Below are 8,429 nucleotides of genomic sequence, written 5' to 3' on the forward strand. Positions count from 1 at the left end.
TCCGGGGCAGCAGACGGCCCGCCCCGCGGCACGGCTGGCCCGGCTGGCGCGCACGGTGACGGGCCGTCTGCTGCCCCGGAGGGGCCACGCGGCGGACGGCGGTCCGGGCCCGGACGGCAGCACGGCGGACGGCCGCAGCGCGCCCCTGAGCGTGCCTGCAGGCGGCTCGCGGGTGGAGTATGTCGACAGATCCCGGAGTGGGAGGTAATCACTTTGTCCTTCGCGCAGTTGGTGTACTGGGCCGTCGCCGCTTCCTCAGTGGTGCTCATCGCCGGTACGGTCCACACCCGCCGCGCCACGCCGTCCCCCCGGACCACCGTGCTCGTCGACGTGGACTCGCACGGCCTCTGGGAGAACGCCTTCCTCGCCGGCGGCCCCGGCCGGGTCGCCGACGCGGCGATCGCCGGGATGCACGGCGACGGCCGGCTGGCGATCGGCGGCCCCGGAACGGTCACCGCGCGCCGCCCCGCCGTCTCGCACGACCCGGTCGAGTCCGCGGTACTGGAAGCGCTCGTACGCACGCCCGGCGGCTCGCTGACGAGGCTGCGCCCCACGATCATGCGCAGCGCGGCCGTCCAGCAGATCGGCGACCGGCTGGCCGACCGCGGCCTGCTGCGCCGCCCGGAGACGGGCCGGCGCTGGCGGCAGCTGGCCCGGCTGCAGATCGGCGCGTGCATGTGCGTGTTCTTCCTCGGCATCTTCCAGTCGGTGACGGGCGCGCTGGACGACGGCGCTCCGCAGTACCCGCAGAACATGCCGTTCGTGCTGAAGGTGACGCCCGCGGTGTTCGCGGGGATCTTCGTCGGCACGCTGTGCCGGAGCGCCGTGCGCCGCCGCATCACCAAGGCCGGCAAGCGGGCCCTGAAGCAGTTCCGCGCGGCGAACAGGGCGGCTGTCACCGGCCCGGCGGACCGGTCCGCCGCACTCACCGTGGCCGTCGGCGGCGTGGCGGTACTGGTGGACCGGGTACTGCGCGACCACCTGCTGGAGGCGCAGCGGGCGGCGGCCGGCAGCGCCGCGGCCGCCGCGGTGTCCTCGACCGGCCCGGGCGCCGACTGGAGCGCGGCCGGGGACAGCGGCGGGACGTGGTGCGGCTCGGGCAGCTGACCGGCCGGCTGAAGCCGCGCCCCTGCCCGCGCGAGCGGCCCCGGAAACCCGTCAACGTACCAACACACGCCTCCCGTTGAGCGGGGTTCGGCGAACGGGGGCGCGGGCCGGGCCGGGCCGAATAGCGTGCGGTGCCGCACCAGGAGGCACCATGCGAACCGTCACCGGAACCGGTCTCGTCGTCGCCGCACTCGTCGCGACGGCAGCCGCACTGCTCTTCCCCATCCTGTCCTTCGCCGGGCTGTCGGCGGCCGGCACCGACCCCGACGCGGGCACCGTGGCCACCCGCTCCGGCCCGCTCTCGCCGCTCGACCGCGACTTCGTGACCAAGGTACGGCTGGCCGGGCTGTGGGAGCTGCCGGCCGGGCAGCAGGCGCAGGAGCGCGGCACCACCAAGGCCGTACGGACCGCGGGCGACCACCTCGTGAACGGGCACGCCGAACTCGACCGGCGCGTACGGCAGGTGGCCCGGCAGGTCGGCGTCGACCTGCCCAACCAGCCCAACGACCAGCAGCAGGGCTGGCTCTCCGAACTGGAGGCCGCGCGCGGCACTGAGTACGACCGGAAGTTCGCCAACATCCTGCGGCTGGCGCACGGCAAGGTCTTCACGGTCGTCGCGCAGGTCCGCGCGACCACCCGCAACTCGCTGGTCCGCGAGCTGGCCGACGACGCCAACGCGACCGTGCTCGACCACATCACCGTGCTCGAACGCACCGGGGTCGTGGACTTCGACGCCATCGCGCGGGACACCCAGGCGTCGAGCTCGCCGACGTCGCCCGCCGCGCCGCCGCCCGTACCGCCCGCGCCGTCGGCGCCGCCCGTACCACCCGAGCCCGCCACCCCGTCCGCGACGTTCTCGCTGCCGCCGGCCGCCTCGGCGCCCGAGCCGGAGAGCGCCGGCCGCGCGGGCCGGTCCCACGGGGAGGACGACGAGCGCTGACCCCGGAGGCAGCCACCCCGCGCCCCCGCACGGTCTCTTCCGGGGCATCCCTTCCGACACCGGGGCCCGGTGCTTTACATCATCAAATCCCCACTCAAGTATCCCTTTTGTCACACACGGTGACGCCATTCGGGGCGGCACGGTGACCCACGAAGGGACGGCTTGTGAAGTCAGTAGCGTTGTTCGGCACCATCGGGTCACTGGTCCTGGGCACCCTGGCGGCCGCTCCGGCGGACGGCGCGGAGACCGGGCTCCCCGCGCCCGCCCCGAAGAAGATCTCCTGGGGCCGCTGCGCCCCCGTGGAGCACCTCCCGTCCGGAGTGGAGTGCGGCAAGGTCCGCGTGCCCCTGGACTACGCGCGCCCCGAAGGCAAACAGATCGACCTGACCGTCAGCCGGCGGCGCGCCACCGGCCCCGCGCGCGAACGGCAGGGCGCGCTGCTCTACAACCCCGGCGGCCCCGGCGGCTCCGCGATGGCCTTCCCCATGTACGGCGAGCTGTCCGAGTGGCGCCGCACAGCCCGGGCGTACGACTTCGTCGGCTACGCGCCCCGTGGGGTGGGGAGGTCCGCGCCGCTCTCGTGCGAGGACCCCGAGCAGTCCGCGAAGGCACCCTCGGACAGCCCCGTGCACCCCTCGGAGCGCTTCAAGCAGCAGAAGATCAAGGAGGCACGGGAGTACGCGGCGGGCTGCGCGCGCCGGGCCGGGCCTGCGCTGCAGCACTACAACACGCTGAACAACGCGCGTGACCTGGAGATGCTGCGGATCGCGCTGGGCGAGAAGAAGCTGACCTTCATGGGCGCGTCGTACGGCACGTACCTCGGGGCCGTGTACGCGACGCTCTACCCGGGGCACGTGCGCCGCATGGTCTTCGACAGCGTCGTGAACCCGGCTCCGGACCACATCTGGTACCGCAACAACCTCGAACAGAACATCGCCTTCGAGGGCCGCTGGCTCGACTGGCGCACCTGGGTGGCCAAGCACCACAAGACGTACCGCCTCGGCACGACGGCGGAGGCGGTGGGCAAGTCGTACTACCGGGCGGCCGCGCAGCTGCGGCGGAAGCCGGCGGGCGGCAAGGTCGGCCCGGCCCAGCTGCAGTCCGCCTTTCTGATGGCGGGATACAGCGACCACTACTGGCCCATCCGGGCGGCCGCGCTGTCCAAGTACCTCAAGGGCGACCCGAAGCCGCTGATCGCGCAGGCGGCGCCGGACCCGGAGGACGCGGCGTCCAAGGAGAACGGCGACGCGGTCTACTCGGCCGTGGAGTGCAATGACGCGGACTGGCCGCGGGACTGGGCGACGTGGGACCGCGACAACACGATCGTGGCCCAGGCCGCGCCGTTCGAGACCTGGGACAACGCGTGGATGAACCTGCCCTGCGCGTTCTGGCCCCGGCCTGCGCGCACGATGCAGCAGCGCCCGCTGGACGTCCGTACGGCCCCGGGGGCGCTGCCCCCGGTACTGCTGCTCGCGGCGGAGCGGGACGGCGCCACGCCGTACGCGGGGGCGCAGGAGCTGCGGCGCAGGCTGGCCGGGTCGAGGCTGGTCACCGAGCGCGACGCCGGCACGCACGGGGTCGCCTTCAGCGAGAACGACTGCGTGAACAAGTACACCGAGGACTACCTGCTCACCGGGCGGGTCCCGGCGCGGGATGCGTTCTGCAAGCCGCACAAGGAGCCCGAGCCCGGCGAGAAGTGAGCCCGGCCGGGGCCGTGAGGCCCGGGAGCCCCGTCAGGCCAGCCCGGCCACCAGCTCCGAGACCGGCTTGCGACGGCCGGTGTAGAACGGGACCTCTTCGCGGACGTGCAGCCGCGCCTCGGAGCCGCGCAGGTGCCGCATGAGGTCGACGATGCGGTACAGCTCGTCGGCCTCGAAGGCGAGGATCCACTCGTAGTCGCCCAGCGAGAAGGACGGCACGGTGTTGGCGCGCACGTCCGGGAAGCCGCGGGCCATCTTGCCGTGGTCCGCGAGCATCCGGCGGCGGTCCTCGTCGGGGAGGAGGTACCAGTCGTACGAGCGCACGAACGGGTAGACGCTCACGTAGTCGCGCGCCTGCTCGTCGGCCAGGAAGGCCGGGATGTGCGACTTGTTGAACTCGGCGGGGCGGTGCAGCGCCATGTTCGACCAGACCGGCTCCAGGGCGCGGCCGAGCTTGGTGCGGCGGAAGAGGTTGTACGCCTCCTGGAGCGCGTCCGAGCTCTCCGAGTGCCACCAGATCATGATGTCGGCGTCGGCGCGGATGCCGGACACGTCGTACGTGCCGCGGACCACCACGTCCTTGGCGGCGAGCTGCTCGAACAGCTCGTCGACCTCTTCGGCGTAGCCGCTGCGGTCCTCCGGGAGGGCGGCACGCAGCTTGAACACCGACCAGAGGGTGTAGCGGATGACCTCGTTGAGGTCCTTCGCCTTCTTGCCGGCGTTCGGAGTCTTCTCGGGCGCGGGCCCAGGGGTGGCGTCAGTCATGTCGTCCATTCTCACTCGTCGGCCGGAATGCCCGGCGTCAGGGTGGCCAGTGCCGCGTCGGCGGCCTTCGTGGCGCTCGCGATGCAGGCCGGGATGCCGACGCCCTCGTAGAGCGCGCCGCACACCCGGAGGCCGGGGAGCCGGCCGACGGCTTCGTGGATGCGGGCCGCCCGCTCCAGGTGGCCGACCGGGTACTGCGGCAGGCCGCCGTCCCATCGGGTGACGCGCGCCTCTACGGGCGCGGCGGGCAGCCCGACCGCTTCGCGCAGGTCGGCCAGCGAGAGGTCCACCAGCTCGGCGTCCTCGCGCGCCAGGTCGGCGGTGTCCCCGTGGCGCCCGATCGAGGTGCGCAGTACGAAGAGGTCCGGGTCGGCGGCGTCGATCCAGCCCCACTTGTTGCTCGCGAACGTGGCCGCCTTGATCTTGTGGCCGTCGACCGGCGGCACGAGGAAGCCGCTACCGGTGAGCTGCCCCTCGACGTCGGCGCGGCGGAAGGCCATGGTCACCAGCGCCATGGAGGCGTACTCGACGCCGTCCAGCTCCGTGGCGGCGGCGGGGCTCTCGTGGCGGAGGATGCGGGCGGCGGCGGGCGCGGGGCAGGCGAGGATGACGGCGTCGGCCTGTTCGATCCGGTCCTCGACGCGGACCTCCCAGCCGCCGTCGCCGGCCCGCCGCACCTCGCGCACGGCCGCGTTCAGGCGGATCTCGCCGCCCTTGGCCCGTACCGCGTCGGCGACCGCGCCCGGCAGCGTGCCGATGCCACCGTCGATGCCCATGAAGACCGGTCCCGCGGCGGCGGGCCCAGTCTGGTGGACGGTGGCGGCGGTGCGCGTCTGGATGGCCCGTACGCCTTCCGTCAGAGAGCGGTGGTTCCGCGCCGCCTCGAAGAGCTGCGGGACGGCGGCCCGCATGGAGATGCGGTACGCGTCGCCCGCGTACACCCCGCCCAGCAGCGGCTCGACGAGCCGGTCGACGACTTCCCGGCCCAGCCGCTCGGCGACGTACTCGCCGACCGCGACGTCCTCGCCGACCTCGGTGCGCGGCAGCTCGGCGTCCTCCTCGATGCGCGCGAGGCCGGCCTCGGAGAGCACACCGGAGGCGGCGAGCACCGCGGCGTCACCGGGGACGCCCATGACGTGCCCCTTCGGCATCGGGCGCAGCGCGCCGCGGGTCCAGAGGGAGGCGGTCGCGGTGGACGGCGGCTGGAGCCGGTCGCCGAGCCCGACGGCCCGCGCGAGCTCGACCGCCTCGGGGCGCCTGGCGAGCATGGATTCGGCGCCGAGGTCGACCGGTACGCCCGCGACCGCGCCGGCCCTCAGCTTGCCGCCGAGGCGCCCGGACGCCTCCAGTACGGTCACCCGCGCGCCGCCGTCGAGCGCGCGGTGCGCGGCTGCCAGACCCGAGATGCCGCCGCCGATCACGACGACGTGGCCGGGCGCGTGGCCCGTACGACCGGGCTCCTGGCCCGTATCGGTGTGCGCTGTGCTCATGCCCCCACTCTCTCAGAGCCCGTCCGGCGCCCGGCCCTGGGAGCGGCTCCGGGGCTCCACTATGCTCGCGGCTTCACGTAGGGACGGGCGGGCGGCCTGGCGTACGGACGGGCTGCCGGACGAGCGGAGGTGGGGGCGCGATGGCCCTGCGCGATCCGCGGGCCGGGGGCGGCCCCGGAAGGCACGGCGGCGCCGGGCGGTCGGCGGCCGACCGGGTGCTCGCGCTGCTCGGCGCCTTCGACGACGCACACCGCAGCCTGACCCTGACCGCGCTGGCCCGCCGGGCCGGCCTCCCGCTGGCCACCGCGCACCGCTTCGCCGGCAAGCTGACGGAGTGGGGCGCGCTGGAACGCCGCGCGGACGGCCGGTACGAGATCGGGCTGCGGCTGTGGGAGATCGCGGTGCTCGCACGGCGCGGCGTGGGCCTGCGGCAGGCCGCGCTGCCCTTCATGGAGGACCTGTACGAGGCGACGCACGAGAACGTTCAACTCGCCGTACGGGACGGCCTGGAGACGGTGTACATCGAGCTGATCTCGGGGCGCTCCGCGGTCGGGGTGCGTACGAGGGTCGGGGCGCGCTGGCCTTTGCACGCCACCGGTGTGGGCCTCGCGCTCCTGGCGTACGCGCCGCCCTCCGTCGTCGCGCAGGTGTGTGCCGCGCCGCTGCGCCGCTTCACCGAGCGCACCATCGGCGACCCGGCACTGCTGCGGTCGGTCCTCGCGGACGTGCGTACCTCCGGAGTGGCGGTCAGCGAGCAGCAGATCACGATGGACGCGGTGTCCGTGGCGGCGCCCGTCCGCGGCCCGGACGGCCGGGCGGTGGCCGCGCTGTCGGTCGTCGTCCCGGTGAGCGAGGGGCGCGCGGCCCTGCTCGCGCCCGCGGTACGCGTCGCCGCGCAGGGCATCGCCCGCAGCCTGCCGGCTCTTTGAGCGCGCCCTGCGCATCCGGTTGTTGAGCGCGCCTTACGTATCCGGGGCGCGGCGCGCAACCCCCGTGCACGCATGTTTCCAGCTGCTGGAAGAGGCCCTTGCCGGTCTCCGGGGCGCCGCCCAGTCTGTGGCGACACCCGGGGCCGCCCGGGTCCCCTGTGCGTCAAGGAGGCCCTCACCATGCCCGTTCCCACCGCGTTCGCCCGCGACCAGTGGTACGTCGCCGCGTACGGCAGCGAGGTCGGCGGCGAGGAGGTCCTCGCCCGTACGGTCTGCGGCGAGCCGCTGGCGCTCTACCGCACGCCCGAGGGCGAGGCCGTCGCGCTCGCCGACCGCTGCGTCCACCGCCGCTACCCGCTCTCCGAAGGCACGCTGGAGGACGGCCGGCTGGTCTGCGGCTACCACGGCTTCACCTACGACCGGGCGGGCACCTGCGTCTCCGTACCGGGCCAGGCCCGCGTGCCGCGCACCGCGCGCGTCGCCTCGTACCCCCTCGCCGAGCTGGACGGCTTCGTGTGGGTGTGGATCGGTGACCCGGCGCGCGCGGACGTCTCCGCCGTACCGCGCGCCCCCTGGCTCGCGGACCCGGAGTGGACCGTCGTCCGCGGCATGGAACCGCTCAACGCCCGCTACGGCCTGCTCGTCGACAACCTCCTGGACCTCTCCCACGAGACGTTCCTGCACGGCGGGTACATCGGCACCCCGGAGGTCGCCGCCACCCCGATCACCACCGAGGCCGACGAGGAGCGCGGCATCGTCCGGGTGAGCCGGCACATGGACGACGCCGAGTGCCCGCCCTTCTACGCCGATTCCACGGGCCTGAAGGGCCGCGTCAGCCGCTGGCAGGACATCGAGTACCACGCGCCCTGCCTGTACCTGCTGCACAGCCGGATCGCGCCGGTCGGCTCGGTACCGGGCGCCGACGGCAGCGACCCGGACGCCTTCCACACCGAGATCGCGTACGCCATCACCCCGTCCACCGAGACCACCACGTACGACTTCTGGCTGGTGGCGCGGGACTTCGCGCGTGAGGACGAGGGCGTGAGCGGCTTCCTGCACGAGTTCAACCGCACCGTCGTCCTCCAGGACGTGACGGCGCTGGACATCCTGGAGAAGGTCACGGCCGAGGAAGAGGGCCGCCGGGTACAGGAGTTGAGCGTCGGCATCGATGCGGGCGGGCTGGCGGCGCGGCGGGTACTGGAGCGGATGATCGCGGGATCGGCGCAGCCGGCTGCGGGCGGGGTCCTGGGCGGACCGGAAGCGGTGGCGGGCGGGCCGGAAGCGGTGGCGGCCCGATGACCGACGCCCTCCTCGACCTGGTCGTCGCGCGCAAGCGGGCCGTCGCCGACGGCGTGTGCGAGCTGTCGCTGCGCCGCCCGGACGGCGGCGCGCTGCCGGACTGGTCGCCCGGCGCGAGGTGCAGGTCCAGGTGGGCGCCGGGCCTGGCCCGCTCGTACTCCTTGTGCGGGGACCCTGCCGTACGGGCCGAGTGGCGGGT

General features: G+C 74.2%; 8 protein-coding genes and 1 pseudogene. 7 read left to right on the forward strand and 2 right to left on the reverse strand.

Annotated elements, in window-relative coordinates; all coding sequences use genetic code 11:
- From CCS38_RS12905 to CCS38_RS12920, 4 genes are all read left to right on the forward strand, one after another.
- The coding region (locus CCS38_RS12905) for a hypothetical protein (RefSeq protein ID WP_223733383.1) at positions 1–208 on the forward strand (208 nt) is incomplete at its 5' end.
- Between the two features lie 5 nt (positions 209–213).
- Positions 214–1,107: a TIGR04222 domain-containing membrane protein gene (locus CCS38_RS12910; protein ID WP_223733384.1), complete on the forward strand. Its 894-nt coding sequence runs from the start codon at positions 214–216 to the stop codon at positions 1,105–1,107.
- 151 nt (positions 1,108–1,258) lie between these two features.
- Positions 1,259–2,047 carry a DUF4142 domain-containing protein gene (locus CCS38_RS12915; RefSeq protein ID WP_223733385.1) on the forward strand — a complete coding sequence of 263 codons (789 nt, stop codon included), beginning with the start codon at positions 1,259–1,261 and terminating at the stop codon, positions 2,045–2,047.
- Positions 2,048–2,211: 164 nt separating this feature from the next.
- Positions 2,212–3,747: an alpha/beta hydrolase gene (locus CCS38_RS12920; RefSeq protein ID WP_223733386.1), complete on the forward strand. Its 1,536-nt coding sequence runs from the start codon at positions 2,212–2,214 to the stop codon at positions 3,745–3,747.
- Between the two features lie 33 nt (positions 3,748–3,780).
- Here the strand turns inward: CCS38_RS12920 and hemQ are convergent, their stop codons facing one another.
- Together hemQ and hemG are read right to left on the reverse strand one after the other, a co-directional pair.
- Positions 3,781–4,521 carry a hydrogen peroxide-dependent heme synthase gene (hemQ, locus tag CCS38_RS12925; RefSeq protein ID WP_030252339.1) on the reverse strand — a complete coding sequence of 247 codons (741 nt, stop codon included), beginning with the start codon at positions 4,519–4,521 and terminating at the stop codon, positions 3,781–3,783.
- 2 nt (positions 4,522–4,523) lie between these two features.
- Entirely contained in the window at positions 4,524–6,002 is a 1,479-nt protein-coding gene (hemG, locus tag CCS38_RS12930) for a protoporphyrinogen oxidase (RefSeq protein ID WP_223733387.1), read from the reverse strand.
- Positions 6,003–6,142: 140 nt separating this feature from the next.
- On the opposite strand from hemG, the gene CCS38_RS12935 reads away from it, so the two are divergent.
- From CCS38_RS12935 to CCS38_RS12945, 3 genes and pseudogenes are all read left to right on the forward strand, one after another.
- Entirely contained in the window at positions 6,143–6,931 is a 789-nt protein-coding gene (locus tag CCS38_RS12935; protein ID WP_223733388.1) for an IclR family transcriptional regulator, read from the forward strand.
- A gap of 180 nt (positions 6,932–7,111) precedes the next feature.
- Positions 7,112–8,230 (forward strand): aromatic ring-hydroxylating dioxygenase subunit alpha, encoded by a 1,119-nt coding sequence (locus CCS38_RS12940; protein ID WP_223733389.1) that lies wholly within the window; start codon positions 7,112–7,114, stop codon positions 8,228–8,230.
- A pseudogene (locus CCS38_RS12945) lies at positions 8,227–8,429 on the forward strand (oxidoreductase); the annotation flags it as partial. The gene CCS38_RS12940 and the pseudogene CCS38_RS12945, both read left to right, overlap by 4 nt.

The organism is Streptomyces purpurogeneiscleroticus, assembly GCF_020024005.1.
GTDB classification, from domain to species: Bacteria; Actinomycetota; Actinomycetes; order Streptomycetales; family Streptomycetaceae; genus Streptomyces; species Streptomyces purpurogeneiscleroticus.